This window comes from Treponema sp. OMZ 840, from assembly GCF_050937815.1.
Taxonomy (GTDB): Bacteria; Spirochaetota; Spirochaetia; order Treponematales; family Treponemataceae; genus Treponema_C.
The window spans coordinates 190,611-208,520 of record NZ_JACDIJ010000001.1 but is presented as its reverse complement, the minus strand read 5'-3'; the positions used below and the strand labels follow the sequence as shown (position 1 = coordinate 208,520).

Genomic DNA, 17,910 nt, shown 5'->3' with positions numbered 1-17,910 from the left:
TAATGGCTGCAATTAAGCTGACTAAAAACGAATTAAAGGCTCAAAAAGATGCGCTGAAAATGTATCAGCGCTATCTTCCGACCCTGACTTTAAAAAAACAGCAGCTTCAAACCGAAATCCGTACCATAGATGCGCGTGCTAAAGAAGTGCGCAGCAAGCGTAAAGCACTGGATGCGGAATTTGAAGCCTGGATAGCCGTCTTCGGCGAAAGCGAAGTTTTTAAAAAGGATACGGTAACCGTCCGCAATATCCGAAAATCGACGGGCAATATTGCCGGTGTCGTTATTCCGATCTACGAGGGTGCGGATTTTTCACGCGGCGATTACGATTTATATGCCGAGCCTTTGTGGATAGACCTTGCTTCCCTTAAAATGGAACAGGCTTTATCCTTGGATTTGGAAGCTGACGTGTTGGAAGAACAGGTTCGCCTTTTAACCCGCGAATTGAGGACAACAACCCAGCGCGTCAACCTGTTTGAAAAGGTAAAGATTCCCGAAACAAAGGCGAATATTAAGGCTATTACCGTTTATTTGGGCGACCAGCAGGTTGCCGCCGTTGTGCGCGGTAAGATTTCCAAAAAGAATTTGGAAATTGCCGCCGAAAAAGAAAAGGCGGCGCGCGCTGCTAAGGGAGATGCACAATGATTGTACCTATGAAAAAAATATCCCTGGTAGTCCTCGATGCGGAACGTAAAAAAGCTTTACAAAAACTGCGCAAATTGGGCCTTGTCCACATTGAAGAAGTGGAGGGCAGAGGAGAAACCTTTAACGAGTATAAAAATAATTTTGAAAAACTGCAAAATGCCTACGCGCTCGTATCCGAAATAAAGCGCAAAGACTTAAAAAATGCCCAAAAGCCGCTTTCTTTTGAAGAAGCTTCCGCAAAGGCGGCCGAAATTACCGCGTGGAATGCCGAAATCAAGGATATGGAAGAGAAAATTCATTCGGCAAAAGCCGAACTTGAACGCCTTGAGCGTTGGGGCGGCGTCGATACCGACGATTTGGCTTTTTTGCAGGGCAAAAACATTGTGCTTTCATTATACGAAATCGCAACGGATAAATACTCGTCCTTAAGCGAAAATATTAAAACAATCTTTGTAAACCGCGATAAAAACATTACGCGCTTTTTATTGATAGAAAAAGACGGTGATGAAGCACAAAGCGCTTCCGACAAAGCTGCCCTGCCGCCCGAAGCTTACGCGGTGCCGCTTCCTCACGTTTCGACAAAAAAGCTTGCCGAAGAAATCGAAAATTTAAGTGCCGAAAAAAAGCAAAAAGCCGAAAAAATCGCTTCGGCTGCGGTGTATACCGAAGCGCTTAAAAACGCTGTCGATACGGCGGAAAAAGCACTGGAGTTTGAAAACCTCAATTCGGGTATGGAACGCGATGAAGAAGGCTCTCATGCTTTGGCTTGGCTTACCGGCTATATTCCCGCTTCCGACCTTGCAAAACTGCAAGCCGCCGCTCAAAAAGAGCAGTGGGCCCTTGTTGCCGCCGATCCTGCCGAAGAAGATGCGGTTCCGACAAAGCTTAAAAACAATAAACTGGTCAGCCTCATCTATCCCTTATCGGACTTTTTGGATGTGGTTCCCGGTTACCGCGAATACGATATATCCGGCTGGTTTTTATTGTTTTTTGCCGTGTTTTTCGGCATGATTTTCGGCGATGCCGGTTACGGCTCTTTAATGGTTGTGCTTTCCCTTGTGATAACCTTTATCGGTTTTGCAAAGGGCAAAAAACCGAAGAGCGAAGCGGGACTCCTGTTTATTTTGGGAGCGGCAACCCTTGTGTGGGGAACGCTTACGTGCAGCTGGTTCGGTATTCCGCATGAAAAACTTCCGCCCGCCTTGGTGTCGCTCGCGTTTGAACCTTTTTCGAGCGCCTATGCCGCCCAATCCGAAGCGAATAACCGCTGGGTTGTACAAAACCTGCAAATCTTTTGTTTTTGCCTGGCTCTGTTTCACTTGAGCATTGCTCACATCAAAAGCATTGTGCGCAATATACGTTCTTTGAAAGCTGTCGGCGATTTAGGCGCTCTTTTTATGCTTTGGGGAATGTTTTACGTTGTATTGAACATGGTTGTCGACAATCAGCGCTTTCCCTTCGATGCGCCGGTTCCTATAGCTTCTCTTTCGGGCTACCCGATATTGTATCCGGTTGCGCTTTTGGTGGGCGGCGGTTTTGCCTTGAGCTTTGTGTTTTCAAGTTACGAAGGAAGCATAAAAGAATCGATTTTAAGCAGTTTAAAAAACCTGATTTCGGTTTTGCTCGGTGTTGTAAACGTATTTTCGGACATTGTGTCGTACATACGTTTGTGGGCGGTCGGCTTGGCAGGAGCTGCGATTTCGTCAACCGTCAATACGATGGCCGGCCCCATGCTCGGCGGCTTTATCATCTTTGCCGGTATTTTGCTTTTGGTATTCGGGCACGGCTTAAACCTGATTTTAAACATGCTTTCGGTTATCGTTCACGGTGTGCGTTTGAATACTTTGGAGTTTTCAAACCACTTGGGAATGGTTTGGGCGGGCTTTAAATACAAGCCCTTTAAAGAATGACGCGCGGCGCCTTGCCTGCCGTTTGTGCGGCATTCGGGCAAGATTGCCGGCTCAGCATAAGGCGGCCGTGTGCCGCTTAAAATTTGTTTTTACCGTCGAATGACGGATATGCCCCGCTTTCGGTGCTTTTCGGCCGGAGCGGAGTTTTAAGGAGATATTTATGATCGGATTGTTCGGAGCAGCATGTGTTCTCGGTATTGCAGCAACGGGTTCTGCAATCGGTATCGGTATCGCCGGCCAGTCGGCAATCGGTGCATGGAAACGGTGTTATGTAAATAATAAGCCGGCCCCCTTTATTTTGGTAGCCTTTGCAGGCGCTCCGCTTACGCAAACCATTTACGGCCTTTTGCTTATGCGGTCTATGATTAAGGCCGCCGATGTAAAAGACGGCATGTTCCTTTTGGCACTCGGTTTGTTTTCGGGACTTGCAATGGCCGCATCCGCCGTATTCCAAGGTAAGGCCGGAGCTGCCGGTGCCGATGCTTTGGGAGAAACGGGAAAAGGTTTTGTGCAATATCTTACGGTAGTCGGTTTGGCGGAGAGTGTCGCCTTGTTTGCCATGGTTTTCTCCTTTATGGTGTTGGCATAACACAACCGGCAGCCGATAGATAGATGAATACGATTAAAACCCGTACCGTATGCATAGGCGGTGCGGGCCGGACCGCCGAACTTAAGCTCGGCGGCGTTTTTCCGGTTGCAATACAAACTATGTGGAAAGAGGGTATCGTTCCGGTATTAACCGACGAGCGTGCCCTTTTTTCGCTTTTAGACAAAATTGAAGCTTTGAGCAGCTTAGGCTGCCGCCTTTTACGCTTTGCCGTTCCCGATATAGAAAGCGCCGAAGCTCTGTGCCTCATTGCCGAACACTGTACCATGCCCCTTGTCGCCGATATTCACTTTGATTGGCGTCTTGCCCTTCGCTGTCTTGAAGGTAATGTGGCAAAAATCCGCATTAATCCGGGCAATATCGGCAGTAAAGAGCGGGTAAAAGCCGTTGTCGACGCATGCCGCGAAAAGGGAAGGGCAATCAGAATCGGCGTTAATGCAGGAAGTTTCCCGTCCGATATTGCAAAGCGGGTCGAAGCAAAAGAGATTTCCCGCGCCGAAGGTCTTGCCCTTACCGCAATACGGGAAGCCGAAGTTTTTGAAAAGCTGAAGTTTGAAAATTATCTTGTATCCCTTAAAGCATCCGATGTAAAAGAAACGATAGAAGCAAACGAAGCCTTTGCGAAACAATGTCCGCTCGTACCCTTACACGTCGGCGTTACCGAAGCAGGCCCTCTTATCGGCGGTATTGTAAAAAGCACCCTTGCTTTTTCTCATCTTTTAAAAGAAAGTATCGGAGCTACAATCCGCGTCAGCCTTTCGGCTTCTCCCGAAGACGAGGTTATAGCCGCCCGCGAAATACTGAGCGCCTGCGGTTTATCGACAGGAGGCGTTAAAATCGTGTCTTGTCCGCGCTGCGGAAGAAACGGTTTCGACGTGCACGGTTTTATAGAGCGATGGCAGCATAAACTGTTGTCGATGGATAAGGATATAACGGTTGCCGTTATGGGCTGTGTCGTAAACGGACGCGGGGAGGGGAAACACGCGGACATCGGCATTACCGGAGCGGGAGATTCGGTTGTGATATTTAAAAAGGGAAAAACCGTGCGGACTATACGGCATAAAGACCTCAATCTTCTTAACAAAAATGCCGATATTGCATTTAGTGAGGAATTAAAATCTTTGTGAAAAAACACATTTTTGCATGTTGTGCTTGTTTTATATGTGTAGGCGTAAGCCTCTATGCCCAATATTTGGATCCCGACAGGGGCTTTGACGATGCGTCTTGGTATTCTTTGGAACAAGCCTATGATGCTTTTAATGACAGAGATTTCGGCACCGCTTTTCGTCTTGTAGAAAATGCAAAGGAGCAATGGAAAGAAGAAAAAGATTGGGCCGTTTCTACAATCGATTATGCACTTGCTCAGCCCGGTTTGTTAAAAGCCGGAGACGATATGGAATCCGTTCTTAACGTACTTCGTGAGCGGAATAATGTCGATGCGGTGCGCATTATCGAATCAAAACTTATCCGGTTTTCGTTTCAGGATTTTAATTATTCCATTACAAATTTTAGCGCATATATAAAAAATATGGCGTATCCGGAAGCCGATTTTTTATTGGGTAAATTATATATGATTGAAGGCGAGTATGCGCTGTCCGAAGAATTTTATTCGTCCGCATATAAAAACAGAAAATATCTTGATATACCCGATATTCAATTCGATATACTTGCCGATATGGCCGATTTATATAGATTAACGGGCGACAATGAAAGATATGAATCCGCTTTACTGCTTCTTGCTTCCCGTGACGACAGATATAAAACGGACGGGGTTTCTTCAGGCTTTTTAAAAGCGGTCGATTCGGCGGTACGGCGCGGAATGAATGCCGATAAGCTGTTTTTATTATACCGAAACGATAATTATCATACGCTGTATGTATGGTTTCAGCTTACCGCATATTACGACTCTTTCGATTTAAATGAAAAAGCTTTTGAAACCGCCTTATTGTTTTGTTTGACGGCTTTAAGCCGCGCCGACAATATTATTAAATCGCGCAATATGGACTATACCTATACTACCGTAATTGATTTATTGCATAAAATACAAACCTATCCCGATATAAACGAATGGGCCGAAAAAAATAAACTGTGGGAAGGTTTTTATTTGCTTGGAAAAATATCGAAAAAACTCGGCCATACCGCTTTTGCATCCGATATATTTAAAGCCGTTTCACAAGAAAGTCCGCAGCGAATGTGGAAAGTGTTGGCTCAAAAAGAACTATAAATCAGTATACTTTTATAGACAAGCTCAGATAGTTTCCGAAGCGGTTTTTGTACTCTCCGGTTCGTTCTTGCATAAATTTTCCGTTGACGAATTCCGTATGATGTGTATAGGAAAGCGTATAGCCCATTCGAAGTTTTAAGGGTATATCTTTTACAAAGCGCAGATTTAAGTCGGCAGATATACCCAAAGAATGTATCCACTCATATACGCCGTCTTTAAGAAAATCCTTATATCGATACAGGGTCGGATTTGCATCGGCCTCAGGAGTCCACATTTCTTTGTAGCCCGCTCCGTATGAACTTCCCGGAATCTTTTTTGAACCGTAGTCTACACCGTGGTGAACCAAGGTGTAAAAACCCTGTATGTTCAAATACCAAAAGGGCAGTGTTTGCACCGTGATTTTCAGTTCGTCGGAATTCGGCTTAAGTTTATAGCCGAGCGGTTCTCCGTGATTGATATAACTTGTATTCATCGGCGTGTTATAGCCGGGAACATTTTCAAGCGGATGCGTATACATATACCGTTCTATTTTTGTGTACTGAAATAAAAAGGTTGTAAAAGGTATTTCCGGTATCGTAAGTTTTGATCCGGTTTGCCAAATCAACATACTTGCACGCGGATTATGGAAAAAATTATCATCGTTCAGTATAGCTTCGTCTATAAAGAGATTATAATATAGTTTTGCATATTTAGGAATGTTAAAGCCGACTGCAAATCCCAATTGCAAATTATCAAAATCACCTATCATGTTTTGATAAAAAAAGGGAATCATTCCGGGATTCAGGTAGCCCAGTTCAAAACGTTTTACCCACACGGCAGAAGACGTAAAACCGATATATGCTATATCTTTTATAAAAAGTTCGGCCATAAAGGCACTGATATTGTTTTGGAATTCTTTTGCGGAAGACTGAATCCCTTTTGAATTAAAATATTCCAACGAACCGGTAAGGGCGGAAAGAGAAATCCACGGAAACGGCCGTATGTATACATCAACGGCGGCAAAGGGACGAGCGGTTTTTGATAATATTAAATTGCCGTCGCCCGTTCCCCAATCGCGCCTCATACGTGAAAAATTGATTCCGGCTTTTCCGTCCCATAAACGTACTGCAAATTCCGGCAGAAGGCGGATACCGGCAGCAGGCGAGTTGGATAAACCGTCAAAGGTAGCGAGGTTTTGCATCAGATACTGATACCCGTCCCAACTTTGGCTGAAGGTATTAGGCGCATGTGAATCGGCTTCTCCGCTTGAAGCGGGCGCAATATCCAATTTCATAATTCCCATGCCTGCATTTACATTGTAGGAAAAATTATTGCCGATATCGCCTTTTATATACATATCAAACCAGTGTATAGAGGAAAGATCGGGGGAATTAAAGTTGGTGTTAAAACTCGACTCCCATGAGCCGCCTATATGTATGCGAACGGGAAGTTTGGCGGTACTTTCCCACGTATAGGACCCGTTTTTTAGCAAAACGGATGCGGGCGATTTTTGTTTCAAGGGGAGGCCGACCGATTTAGGGGTTAAACGTTCCAAGGTTTCCCGTGCAAGCGTTTTTTCTTTCGGCAACGACTCGGAATTGTCGAGTATTTGATTCAGTAAATCCAAAACGGTTTTAAGCGTATAGGGGCGCGAATTGTGCATTGTTTCGCAATAACCGCGGATCATTGCATAGTCAAGCATTGCATATACGGGATCTTCTAAAGGAACGGATATATTTTGCTGTGCAAATCCGTAACAAAGCAGGGACAAAAAAAAGCATATAATTATTATTTTTTTTGAATATAGTAAGTGTCGCATATGTTTAATCCTTTAGTAATGTAAGCCTATACCGATAGACAATTCATACCATGAACCTGTCCGCCATGATGTATTGAAAAGTTTATTCACCGCCTTGTCTACAAAACCGATTTTTTTGCCGGCTTTTTGCGCAAAACGCACCGTATCGATTCCGAAACTTATGCGTCCTTGTATGCTTCGCATTTTATTCGGGAAACCGATAATTTCAAAACCGGCGGCATACCAGCCGTCTTTTATATTATACTGAGTTCCCGCCGCTTCATTATTGCCGACTGCTATGTCCGCAAAGGGGGAAATTTGCATTTCAAAGTCAATCCATTTTGTCCATGCCGGTAAACCCCAGCCCACCCAATCGGTTTGTAAAACTTTTATAGGAACGTCTATATTAATCAGCAATGCCGAATCCGTATTGATGTTTTTATCGCGGACACCGCGTATACGTGAGCCTTCTTCCGAAGTTACGCCGAAATTTTTAAATAAGTATGCACGGCCGGCAAAGCCTACACGCTCGAATGCGCGGTAATATTCGGCATGCATTGAAAACGAAGTTGTATATGTTTTAAAAAAAGTGTCGTATGAAAGATTTTGAGATACGGTATAGGCAAAGCCTCGTCTGAAATTGCCTATCCAGTCTATTTTTTGCATACCGAAGCCGTGTTTTAATTGTATATCGGGTCCTTTTAAATCGGAACGATTAATGCCGTCCCCGCTTTTACTTATGTCAAAAGGATCCCAATTCCAAGTTATCGAAGCGGACGGAGTCCATAGCAGATTCCCCCATTTTTCGGTTTTTAATAAGGTAATGGGCAGGCCCATATTAACGGATTCGGCAAGATAAAAGGCATCTCCGTCGGCTTTGTAATCGGGGTTATATTTTACCGACTGAGCTATTGAAAAATTAAGATTTATGATTTTGTATAAGGGTATGTCGAAACTGACACCCGTTGAAAAATCTATATTCGGGGATGATTTTCCGATTATATAATTTATGCCGAAACTGTTTGCCCAATTCGCATCGGCAATTCCGAGTTTAAAGGGAATATCGAACGAAACGGAGGTTCCGATATTGTGCTGCGGCGTGTCGGCAGTTTCGTATTTATACGATATGTCGCCGTTTAAAGTCCGCATTGTACCGAAAAAATTATAATCTTTTATTTTGATTTTAAAGACAAAGCCGCTGTTCGAATCGTATTTCGGATACGGCAAAGCAATAATATTCCATGTATCCTTTGTTTTTATTAGCAAATCGACGGGAATAATACCTTCATCGTTTTCGCTTCCGTATGAGGGTATAATAAATGCTTCTTCCAACACCCGCTGATTTTTTAATTGAATCAGCTTTTCATTTAAATATGAATCCAATTCGGAGCGGCTTGTAAAAACCTTTGCGGTATCTATATTGACGACTTTTGAAAGGGGGTACTGGCGCGTTATTCCCTGAATATCATACGCTACCGAACGTATGTGATACTGCTCCGCATATAAACACAAGGCCGACATATATATAATAACAGCAAAAATCCGCCGAATTTTATAAAAACGTATTGAATACATGGGTATGAGTATAACAGGCATTTTAAAAAAAAGCTAGATATGTTCCGATAGAAAGTGCTTATATGTCAATGCAATGCCGGTTCTAAGCGGTGTTTTTGCTTTCCAGCCGAGGGCGGACAAACGCGATACATCCAAAAGCTTTTTGGGGGTACCGTTCGGTTTTGACGTATCCCACTCGATTTTACAGCTGCGTCCCTTTGTATCCGCATATACGGCAGAACGTACAATTTCGGCCAATTCTTTTATCGATAAGTCGGTTCCGCTTCCCACATTGATAAATTCCCCTATATCGCAAGCACTGTAGTGCTGCATAAGATAGAGGGCCGCATCGGCAAGATCTTCACTGTATAAAAATTCGCGTTCGGGACTTCCGTCTCCCCACAAACAAACGCTGTCGGTTCCGGATGCTTTTGCGTTGTGAAATTTGGCGATCAGGGCGGGAAGGACGTGGGAAGTTTCAATGTTATAATTGTCGCCGGGACCGTATAAATTGGTCGGCATAAGGGACAAAAAGTTTGTACCGTATTGGCTGTTGTATTTTGCACACAGTTTTATTACGCCGATTTTGGCAAGGGCATAGGCGTCATTTGTCGGCTCCAAGGCTCCCGTTAAAAGATATTCTTCTTTTAGCGGCTGAGGGGCAAACTTGGGATATATGCACGACGATCCCAAATTGAGCAGTTTTTTTACGCCGTTTTTCCGTGCCGCTTCAACGACATTAAACCCTATCATCGTATTTTCGTAAATAAAGGGGGCGGGGAGGATTGAATTTGCGCCGATACCGCCGACACGGGCTGCCGCTAAAAAAACGTAATCGGGTTTTTCGGAGGCAAAAAAATCGTTTGTACGGCTTTGATTGCACAAATCCAATTCGGCATGAGAGCGCACAATTATATTCGTATATCCTTCGCTTTGAAGTTTACGTACAATTGCAGAACCCGCCAAACCGCGGTGCCCTGCCACATATATTTTTGCGTTTTTTTCCATAACAGCGTCCGTTTTTTATTTTTTTCCGGTACGGGATTGCCGATCGCGTACGACAAAATCCATATCGTGCGCTACCATTATTTTAATCAATTCGTCGAACGATGTTTTTCGCGGATTCCATCCCAACACATTTTTTGCCTTTGACGGATCGCCTAATAAGGTTTCAACTTCAGCGGCGCGGAAGTATTTCGGATCCACTTCGACTAAAACTTGTCCCGTTTTTTTACAATACCCTTTTTCGTCTATGCCTTCGCCGCGGAATTCCAATTCCAAACCGGCTTCTTTAAAAGCGCGCAAACAAAAATCGCGCACGGAATATTGTTCTCCGGTAGCGATAACAAAGTCGTCGGCTTCTTTATGCTGCAGCATAAGCCACATGCATTCGACATAATCTTTTGCATAGCCCCAATCGCGCAAAGCGTCCAAATTGCCCAAATATAGCTTTTTTTGGTATCCGTGTGCAATCCGGCAAGCACCTAAGGTTATTTTCCGCGTAACAAAGGTTTCACCGCGCCGCTCGGATTCGTGATTGAATAAAATTCCGTTTGACGCAAATATGCCGTAACTTTCCCGGTAATTTTTTATAATCCAATACGCATACAGTTTTGCAGCGGCATAGGGCGAGCGCGGGTAAAAGGGGGTTGTTTCTTTTTGCGGAATTTCCTGCACCCGGCCGTACAGTTCCGAAGTGGAAGCTTGGTATATACGGCATGTATTTTCAAGTCCCAAAAAACGCACTGCTTCAAGTATACGCAATACGCCCACTCCGTCCGCTTCAGCCGTAAATTCGGGCACTTCAAAAGAAACTTTTACGTGTGATTGGGCGGCGAGGTTATATATTTCGCTCGGCGATATTTCCCGTATAAGGCGTGTAATGCTCATGGAATCGGTCATATCGCCGTAATGCAAATGTACACGCCGTTTTTTGTGCATGTCTTCAATTAAATCGTCGATATACAAGTGTTCGATTCGTCCTGTGTTAAAGGAGGATGAGCGCCGTATAATACCGTGTACTTCATACCCCTTGTCAAGTAAAAATTCCGCCAAAAAAGAACCGTCTTGACCGGTTATGCCCGTAATAAGGGCAATTTTTTTATGTGCCATATTGTTCCTTATAAAACTAGTAGGCTCCTTTACCCGTAACAACGACGACAAAGGTTTGTAAAATTATCCAAATGTCGAGCCAAATCGACCAGTTTTGAATATAAAAGGTATCGAGCATAATACGTTCGTCATAGCCGGTTGAAGAGCGTCCCGAAATTTGCCACATTCCCGAAAGGCCGGGCGTAACCGAAAAAATATAATCGAATTTGTCGCCGTATTTTTTCCGTTCGGCTTCGACAACAGGCCGCGGTCCGACAAAGCTCATTTGTCCGATTAAGATATTAAAAAACTGCGGTAATTCGTCAAGACTGGTTTTGCGCAGCAATTTTCCGATACCGGTAATACGCGGATCGTGTTCCAGTTTTTGATTTTCTTCCCATTCGCGTTTTAAGGCGGGATTTTTTTCGAGCAATTCTTTTAAGCGTTTGTCGGCATCCATAACCATCGAGCGGAATTTCCATGTGGTTATTTGTTTACCGTTTTTTCCGATACGCTTATGGCCGTAAAAAATAGGCCCCTTTGACGTACATTTTACGAGAATGGAAATAAGTAAAATCAGGGGAACAATGAGCGGGGAAAATATAAGTAAAAGAGCCAAGTCGATGCAGCGTTTAAAAAAGAGGTTTAACATTCGTGTCAGACGGTTTGAAGCGGAAAAACCGAGGATGCCGCCGAAATCGCGCACCGACAGGGAAACGAATTTCAAGCTTTGACTGTAAGGTATTGTAATGATGTAGCGGTATTCGGATAGCAGGGAATTAAGCGGCGTTTTTACACGTAACCGTTCGGACTCTTCCATAACGATTGCCGTTGTAATTTTACATGCATGTACGGATTTTTCGATTTCCTCCGAATACGGAAAAACGGGAACGGTTTTATATTCGGAATATCCGGCTGCGTCCGAGCTGATGATTGCCGCCGGTTTATAGCCGAAAGAATGTTTATTTAAAAGACGGTCGGTTATAATATGTTTGTTTTTTTCGGAAGCATATATGACAACCGGAATTCCCCACCAATTAAAGCGGCAAAAAAAAGTACGCACCGCTTCGCGCATAAGCGGAAGTATAAAGGCTGCAAAAGGAACGGCCAAAAACAAAGCGACGCTCAGTGCTTCACGGCCGTCGGTTTCGACCGCTATTGAAAGGGCGATACCGGTAAAACAAAAAAACGATGTAAGGGTAAAACGCCGTACTTCTTCGGCAGGCTGGAGCATAATGCCCGGATAAAGCCGTGCGGCAAAAAAGGCTGCGGCAAAGGCGGGAAGGTATACCCAATAGTCCACAAAATCGCGGAATCTGATGAGTGTTTTATCTACGGCGTTTACCGTAAAAAAAGCCGCGCCGACACACAACATAACGCCGATACAATCGAAAATCATAAAAGTTGTGCCGGTTGAAAAAGAACTTGTATGATTAAAACGTTTTTTAAAGCTATTTGGGAAATCTAATGCCGTCATAGCTTTATTTTATCATATTCTTTTAAAAGAAGCAAAGAGATTTTTTAATGGGCGGCACCTTTTTGCAAATCTTCATACCAACGGCATAAATTTTCGGCTGCCGAACGTATTTCAAAGCCGGAATCGCGCATTAAATCGGGAAAAGTCATTTTTCTCCGATTTTCATAACTTAAAATTTTACGCGCCCATTCTTTTACACCCGCGTTCAAGGGGAAAAACTCAACCAGAGGGGTAACGGCTGTATCGACGGGAACGGCATCGCTCATGAGGCAGGGAAGACCTACCGCTTGGGCTTCCATTCCTACAACGGGCATTCCTTCATACCGGCTCGGTAAAAAAAACACGTCGAAAGCATTTAAAAAATCGGGGATATCGCGGCGTAAACCGGTAAAAAATACGGCTTGTTCGATACCGAGTTTTTTTACAAGGGCGCGCGTTTCGTTTTCAAGCTCTCCGGTTCCGACTAAAACAAGGGCGGCATTCGGATTTTGCCTATAGACTTCGGCAAATACCTTTACAATCAATTCGTGATTTTTCGGAAATACAAAGCGGCCGACATGACCGATTATAAAACGCTTTTCCAAGCCGAATTCTTTTCGTATGCGCTGTGCCGCAGCCGTATCGGGGTAAAAGCGCGATGTATCTACGGCGTTTTTTATTAAACGAACTTTATGCTCCCGCACCGCCTTCGAACCGAACAGCCAGCGTGCAGGAGTTTCGCCGCAAGCGGCATAGTGGGTGGCGAAGGTTTTTGAAAAAGGGCGCAGCGCCTGCTTCATAAGATTGCGTTTAAACTCGCCGCGGCTTGTCGTACTGTGATTGTGTGCTATGCGCACGGGAACTTTTGCCTGCCATGCCGCAAAGAGGGGAAAAACGCTTAAGGTATTTAAATGAGAATGGACAATCGTATAGCGGCTTTTTTCAAAGGCTTTGCGGCATTCACTCATATTTTTATACATTGATTGCTCATAAGGGTGCAGTTTTATGATGCGGCCGCCCAAGTCAAGGATTTCTTCGTCGATAAGAGTCGGGTTATAGCCGTCCATAAAAAAATCGAATTGAACGCGGCTTTTATCTATATTGCGGTAATAATTCATAACCACCGAATCGACCCCGCTTATAACCGCCTTTCCTATAATTTGAGCTACCCGTATGGGCTTATCGGTTTGGACTTTATTGTGTTTTTTTTCCATAATAATCTTCCCATTTTAAACTGTTTTTATCGGGGCGAGGTCCCGCATCGGTCGGATGAATACCGAGGACGCCGTGTTTGTCGCGTTTTTCAGGCGGCGGGATTTTTTGCCAATTTCCGTAGCAAATCGTTAAATATTCGTTTACATTGTGCGGAGCATAAAATTCATGGTTTTCAAACCTTACTGTCGAAAGGGGTAAAACGCAGTCGAGCGGGAAAAAATGAAACCAGGGCTGCTCCAAGCTGTAGCAAAATCCCTTTGTGCCTTTTTGTCCCCATTTTTGTATTTTTTTGCGTATAAACGGCAGGCATACAAGGGGTTTTATTATAAAGTGGACGGTTTTCCAAAAAAACAAGTACATGTTTCTTTTGCGCGAATTACGCTTTGAAATTTTAAGCCTTTTATTTTCGTCTGAAAATAAAATGAAGATATTGCGGTTTTTAGATTCGCGTTCCGTATGTTCGTATGCGGGAAAAATATCGATGGGGATGCCCTGATTATAATTATAAGGACCTCCCGGATCGTCCATATAACTGAAGCGGTCGCGGATTTTTGCCCATTGTATGTCGTGTTCGGGATCGGTTTGTGAGGTTTGAAAAAACATATCGAAGGGGAGCTCTTTTTGCGCAAGGGTGCAAAACCGCTTATAATCTTCAATCGGCATCATAACGTCGATATCGTCGTCCCAGGGAATAAAGCCGCCGTGGCGAACCGCACCTAAAAGCGTTCCGGCATCAAGCCAATAACGCAGCCCGTGTTTTTTACAAATTTCATCGAAAACGCGCAATTCGCGCAGCATTACAAGCTGGGCTTGCCGGAGGGTATCTGCGGCGCTGAGGCGGTTTTCCGGAATATGTGAAAAATCGTTCATAACTTTCCTCTTTAGGGGCGGCAATTTTTTAAGCGGCAACAGTCGCCCGTTTATCTTTAATCGATGGGGATGCGTATCCAACTTTCGGGTACTATATCCGAATAATCGTATTTGTAATAAGAATCTTTGTATTCCAATTCGCGGCGATTCCACACCGCAGGCGCTATGATTTTTTTGTCCGGATTGTCGTTAAGCCATGCCGCCCACCAGCTGAACGAGCTGTTTGCGATGATATTAAAGCGGCATAAGCTCATCAATGCCATATCCTGCCAGCTGTCGGTTTTTGTATTCCAATCGATAAAAACGGCATTTGTACCGCAAAAGTTTAGATGTTCGCGGCACCAGGCTATATCGTCTGAAAAAACATAAAAGGCGGAAACGGGATGGTTTTCTAAAACGCGGGCAATGGCATTATTATAATAGTGTTCCGTACACACATGAAGGGTTTTTGTCGCCAAATAATCGCCGCGCCGCACGTGAACCGAGGCGCAAGCGAGGCCGTTTTCGGCATATGAGCGAATTTCGGTTTTGAGTGCTGCCGACTGTTCCGATAGGGGCGGGCGAAACGTAAAAGCCGAACGGATATCGGCTGCTATGGGTAAAAAATACTTTTCGGTTTGCCAATATCCTTCAAGATAGCGGTCGGCCGTATCTTGAAAAAGTTCGCCCGTATATGCAAAAAGAGTATCGATATAATGGCTTTTCGGCGTAAAATATTTTCGCCGTATGCGGTTAATCAAACCTGAGGACGAAACCGATAATCGGCGCACATCAGCCCTGTCCGCTTCGGCAATTTTAACGCCGAACAAACGTTCAATTTCCAAGCCGTTGTGGCAAAAATCGATACCGTTTCGGATTGTCTTTGTGTTATACAAGCTTGTATCGGCAAAAACTTCATGGCCTGCATGTTGCAGAGCGAGGGCGAAGGCATAGCAAAACATTTGGTTTCCCAAGCCGCCCGATATTTTTACGATTTTGATTGTCTTTCTCCGATTTTATATTTTGACTTATGTAAAAAGGTTCGAAACCGCGCAGGCAAAAGCGCTAAAACAATGGGGCGCATAACATAGGGCAGTGCCCGCGGAAAAAGATGCAGGGCTTTAAAACCCCTGTATCGAATTTTTGCTTCCGTGCATAAATATTTTACTTTGCGTTTTACAAAACCGTTTTTGTCTTCCCGGTAGGTAAGTAAAAAATCCTGAAAATTGTAACCGCGGAACCCCTGTGCATACAAGCGCATAAACAATTCGTAATCTTCGGAGCGGCCGACGTTTTTTGTTTTGTAAAGGCCGGCTGTTATCAGTGCGGATTTTCGGAACAGTACGGAAGGATGGATAAACGGCGATACCGATAAAAAATCTTTTGCTTTCGGGTTTTCGATACAGGTACGCAAACCCCACACGCCTTCATCGTCGAACAATTCGGCCGAAGTTCCGCAAAAAGCATAGTCGTTGTGCGTTTCCAAAAAATCAACTTGTTTTTGGAAGCGGTCTTTTTTGCTTATATCGTCGCCGTCCATGCGGGCAAGGTAGGTCCCGCGTGCATGTTCTATACATTTATTCAGCGTAGGAGCAAGACCGCTGTTCACCTGATTGCGTAGTACGCGTATGCGCGTATCTTTTTGTGCACATTTTAAGACAATTTCTAGGGTTTTATCGGAAGAAGCGTCGTCGCAAATGATAAATTCAAAGTCGTTAAAGCTTTGATTCAATATTGAATTGATAGAATCTTCCACCGTCGTTTCGCAATTATAGACTCCCATAATAACCGAAACAAGGGGGCTTTTGCCGTTTGTTGAGGGGTTAAAATTTTGTTCCATTCAATATTTCCACCTGTTCGTGTATTTCGCTCTGCTTTTGTATTAAAAAGTCGGCAATGCGTTCTCCGCTTGAGCACATTGTATAAAAAACTGTAAAACTATCATAATTTATTTATTTTTACATATATAAATGAGTATATTTTTTGCAGCAAAATAAAGGGTTTAAAAATAGTATTCCAGCGTTCAAATGATACAATATCGTATTTTCGGGCAAAGCGTTGCAAATCATAGCTTGAAGGATTGAGGCCGACATATTTTGCTCCGTTTCTAAAGCCGTTACTTGATTTAAATTCATAAGACCCGGGAAAACATGCGCTTACATAGGTACCGTAGGTTTCAAATTCACTGAAAGCACTTTGCACAAAAGAACTTTGAGCGGCGGCATAGAGTATTTTTTCATAAAAAACGTTACCTTGAACGGCACTGTTATTTTCTATAGTATTTATCATTGATTTTACAAAATCTTTATTGAATAACATAGCTTCTGCAATAAAAGAAAAATCGTTATTTTTTTTTAAGCCTAAAGTTTTTTCAATTGTTTCAAAGTAGGCGGGATTAAATTCCGTTTTTTTAATAAACAGCGGTTTACCCGTATCGGAAAAAAAACTGACCGGACGAACGGGAATCGTATCCGAATCCCAGCTGAGATACCAGGGGGAATCTTCGTCTTTCAATGCCCAGCCGAGTTTTAAAAACTGTTGAAAATACCATCCCGTGCGTTCAACCGGAAGTCCCGCCTTTTCCATAAGTTTTTGCGTTGTCTTGAAACTTAATCCCGGAAGTATCGAATCTTCATCTATAAGAGCTACCGTTTTATCTTTCAAAAAACTCAAATCGTCCAAGGCCGGTTGGGCGGCCGCTATGTATACTTTTTGCGGGTTTAGATTTTTTTTAATGAGGGGCAGGTTTAATTTTAAAAGATGGTTGTTTTGTGCAATATGAGGTATAAAAATACTTATTTTTTCCATCTGAAAACCCTTTTGTAAAGCGGATGAAAAAATCTATAGATAATGCGGCCGAAAAAATTATAAGTAAAAAAAACGTGCAATATAAAGGTCCACACATTTGTGTCGGAAAAGCTGCGTACCGTTTTGATGTCTTCGGTTGAACTGAAAAATCCGCCGCTTTGTCGTATACAGGTTTGGGAGGGAATGACGGCGGAAAAATGTACATATTTTTTATAATAGCCCCAGCTGTCTGCAGGAAAATAAACCGGAAAATTAATATCCTTAATAGCCATGGCCGCTTCAAAACTTATAAGGTAGCCTGCCGCTTGTGCAATCGTTCCTGCTTTTATAAACCGCGGTTCCACTATTGAATACCCTTTAACAAGTGGCTGTATGCTCGATTTTTTATATAAATCGCAGCGTTCAAGCTGTATAATCCGCCGCCCGTCTAGATATGGAAGCAGTTTATCTATTACTTGGGGTAAATCCTCCGATATAATTGCATCGTCTTCCAATATCAGGGCATAGGGAAGCTTTTTTTCGGCAATGAGGCGATATACTGCATTATGACTTAATGCGCAGCCCACTTCTCCTGCACGCAGTTTGCGTCCTTCGGCTTTTAATGCTTTTTTTTCGTTGTAATAAGCGGGATCGGACGCATAGTCTTTTCCTATAAACGCATCGAAAAATTCGAAATCGAAATTAAGTTTTTTTAATTGATTTTGTATAAAACTGCGCCGCTCGGAAGCCGATTTTAAGCTTATAACAAAAACAGGGATTTTAAGTGTATTCATTT

The 17,910-nt window shown here is 43.6% G+C and carries 16 protein-coding genes; 5 read left to right on the top strand and 11 right to left on the bottom strand.

Annotation, left to right across the window (positions count from 1 at the left end):
- Positions 1–2 precede the first annotated feature (2 nt).
- The 5 genes from H0R92_RS01035 to H0R92_RS01015 all read left to right on the top strand — a co-directional run bounded on the left by H0R92_RS01035 (position 3) and on the right by H0R92_RS01015 (position 5,385).
- Positions 3–644, top strand: coding sequence for a V-type ATP synthase subunit D (locus H0R92_RS01035; RefSeq protein WP_428771780.1), 642 nt, complete (start codon positions 3–5; stop codon positions 642–644).
- Complete coding sequence (locus H0R92_RS01030; RefSeq protein WP_432960265.1) at positions 641–2,554, top strand: V-type ATP synthase subunit I; 1,914 nt, start codon at positions 641–643, stop codon at positions 2,552–2,554. The genes H0R92_RS01035 and H0R92_RS01030 overlap by 4 nt, the downstream gene beginning before the upstream one ends.
- Positions 2,555–2,714: 160 nt before the next feature.
- On the top strand, positions 2,715–3,143 hold the full coding sequence (locus H0R92_RS01025) for a V-type ATP synthase subunit K (protein ID WP_432960263.1): 429 nt from the start codon (positions 2,715–2,717) through the stop codon (positions 3,141–3,143).
- Positions 3,144–3,166: 23 nt separating this feature from the next.
- Positions 3,167–4,288, top strand: coding sequence for a (E)-4-hydroxy-3-methylbut-2-enyl-diphosphate synthase (ispG, locus tag H0R92_RS01020; protein ID WP_432960261.1), 1,122 nt, complete (start codon positions 3,167–3,169; stop codon positions 4,286–4,288).
- Positions 4,285–5,385, top strand: coding sequence for a hypothetical protein (locus H0R92_RS01015; RefSeq protein ID WP_432960259.1), 1,101 nt, complete (start codon positions 4,285–4,287; stop codon positions 5,383–5,385). Before ispG ends, H0R92_RS01015 begins: the two co-directional genes overlap by 4 nt.
- Position 5,386: 1 nt before the next feature.
- On the opposite strand, the gene H0R92_RS01010 is transcribed toward H0R92_RS01015, so the two are convergent.
- The 11 genes from H0R92_RS01010 to H0R92_RS00960 form a co-directional block, all read right to left on the bottom strand.
- Entirely contained in the window at positions 5,387–7,183 is a 1,797-nt protein-coding gene (locus tag H0R92_RS01010) for a hypothetical protein (protein ID WP_432960257.1), read from the bottom strand.
- A 12-nt stretch (positions 7,184–7,195) separates the two neighbouring features.
- Positions 7,196–8,737, bottom strand: a complete 1,542-nt coding sequence (locus tag H0R92_RS01005; RefSeq protein ID WP_432960255.1) for a hypothetical protein — start codon at positions 8,735–8,737, stop codon at positions 7,196–7,198.
- A 33-nt stretch (positions 8,738–8,770) separates the two neighbouring features.
- Positions 8,771–9,724 (bottom strand): GDP-L-fucose synthase family protein, encoded by a 954-nt coding sequence (locus tag H0R92_RS01000; RefSeq protein ID WP_432960253.1) that lies wholly within the window; start codon positions 9,722–9,724, stop codon positions 8,771–8,773.
- 15 nt (positions 9,725–9,739) lie between these two features.
- Entirely contained in the window at positions 9,740–10,828 is a 1,089-nt protein-coding gene (gmd, locus tag H0R92_RS00995; RefSeq protein ID WP_432960251.1) for a GDP-mannose 4,6-dehydratase, read from the bottom strand.
- Positions 10,829–10,844: 16 nt separating this feature from the next.
- Positions 10,845–12,284, bottom strand: a complete 1,440-nt coding sequence (gene wbaP / locus H0R92_RS00990; protein WP_432960249.1) for an undecaprenyl-phosphate galactose phosphotransferase WbaP — start codon at positions 12,282–12,284, stop codon at positions 10,845–10,847.
- Between the two features lie 44 nt (positions 12,285–12,328).
- Positions 12,329–13,477, bottom strand: coding sequence for a glycosyltransferase family 1 protein (locus H0R92_RS00985; protein ID WP_432960248.1), 1,149 nt, complete (start codon positions 13,475–13,477; stop codon positions 12,329–12,331).
- The gene (locus H0R92_RS00980) at positions 13,458–14,348 is read right to left on the bottom strand and encodes a LicD family protein (protein ID WP_432960246.1); all 891 of its coding nucleotides are present in this window, start codon (positions 14,346–14,348) and stop codon (positions 13,458–13,460) included. Before H0R92_RS00980 ends, H0R92_RS00985 begins: the two co-directional genes overlap by 20 nt.
- A gap of 56 nt (positions 14,349–14,404) precedes the next feature.
- Positions 14,405–15,289 (bottom strand): alpha-1,2-fucosyltransferase, encoded by an 885-nt coding sequence (locus H0R92_RS00975; RefSeq protein WP_432960244.1) that lies wholly within the window; start codon positions 15,287–15,289, stop codon positions 14,405–14,407.
- 26 nt (positions 15,290–15,315) lie between these two features.
- On the bottom strand, positions 15,316–16,167 hold the full coding sequence (locus H0R92_RS00970) for a glycosyltransferase family 2 protein (protein WP_432960243.1): 852 nt from the start codon (positions 16,165–16,167) through the stop codon (positions 15,316–15,318).
- A 101-nt stretch (positions 16,168–16,268) separates the two neighbouring features.
- A complete protein-coding gene (locus H0R92_RS00965; protein WP_432960241.1) occupies positions 16,269–17,135 on the bottom strand; it encodes a DUF6492 family protein in 867 nt (288 codons plus the stop codon).
- Positions 17,123–17,908 (bottom strand): glycosyltransferase family 25 protein, encoded by a 786-nt coding sequence (locus H0R92_RS00960; protein WP_432960239.1) that lies wholly within the window; start codon positions 17,906–17,908, stop codon positions 17,123–17,125. The genes H0R92_RS00965 and H0R92_RS00960 overlap by 13 nt, the downstream gene beginning before the upstream one ends.
- Positions 17,909–17,910: the final 2 nt, after the last annotated feature.

Excerpts from the sequence above, each read along its gene's own strand:
- H0R92_RS01035 (WP_428771780.1), top strand. The coding sequence starts at position 3 with ATGGCTGCAATTAAGCTGACTAAAAACGAATTAAAGGCTCAAAAAGAT.
- H0R92_RS01030 (WP_432960265.1), top strand. The coding sequence starts at position 641 with ATGATTGTACCTATGAAAAAAATATCCCTGGTAGTCCTCGATGCGGAA.
- H0R92_RS01025 (WP_432960263.1), top strand. The coding sequence starts at position 2,715 with ATGATCGGATTGTTCGGAGCAGCATGTGTTCTCGGTATTGCAGCAACG.
- ispG (WP_432960261.1), top strand. The coding sequence starts at position 3,167 with ATGAATACGATTAAAACCCGTACCGTATGCATAGGCGGTGCGGGCCGG.
- H0R92_RS01010 (WP_432960257.1), bottom strand. The coding sequence starts at position 7,183 with ATGCGACACTTACTATATTCAAAAAAAATAATAATTATATGCTTTTTT.
- H0R92_RS01005 (WP_432960255.1), bottom strand. The coding sequence starts at position 8,737 with ATGTATTCAATACGTTTTTATAAAATTCGGCGGATTTTTGCTGTTATT.
- H0R92_RS01000 (WP_432960253.1), bottom strand. The coding sequence starts at position 9,724 with ATGGAAAAAAACGCAAAAATATATGTGGCAGGGCACCGCGGTTTGGCG.
- gmd (WP_432960251.1), bottom strand. The coding sequence starts at position 10,828 with ATGGCACATAAAAAAATTGCCCTTATTACGGGCATAACCGGTCAAGAC.
- wbaP (WP_432960249.1), bottom strand. The coding sequence starts at position 12,284 with ATGACGGCATTAGATTTCCCAAATAGCTTTAAAAAACGTTTTAATCAT.
- H0R92_RS00985 (WP_432960248.1), bottom strand. The coding sequence starts at position 13,477 with ATGGAAAAAAAACACAATAAAGTCCAAACCGATAAGCCCATACGGGTA.
- H0R92_RS00980 (WP_432960246.1), bottom strand. The coding sequence starts at position 14,348 with ATGAACGATTTTTCACATATTCCGGAAAACCGCCTCAGCGCCGCAGAT.
- H0R92_RS00975 (WP_432960244.1), bottom strand. The coding sequence starts at position 15,289 with ATGTTTTGCTATGCCTTCGCCCTCGCTCTGCAACATGCAGGCCATGAA.
- H0R92_RS00970 (WP_432960243.1), bottom strand. The coding sequence starts at position 16,167 with ATGGAACAAAATTTTAACCCCTCAACAAACGGCAAAAGCCCCCTTGTT.
- H0R92_RS00965 (WP_432960241.1), bottom strand. The coding sequence starts at position 17,135 with ATGGAAAAAATAAGTATTTTTATACCTCATATTGCACAAAACAACCAT.
- H0R92_RS00960 (WP_432960239.1), bottom strand. The coding sequence starts at position 17,908 with ATGAATACACTTAAAATCCCTGTTTTTGTTATAAGCTTAAAATCGGCT.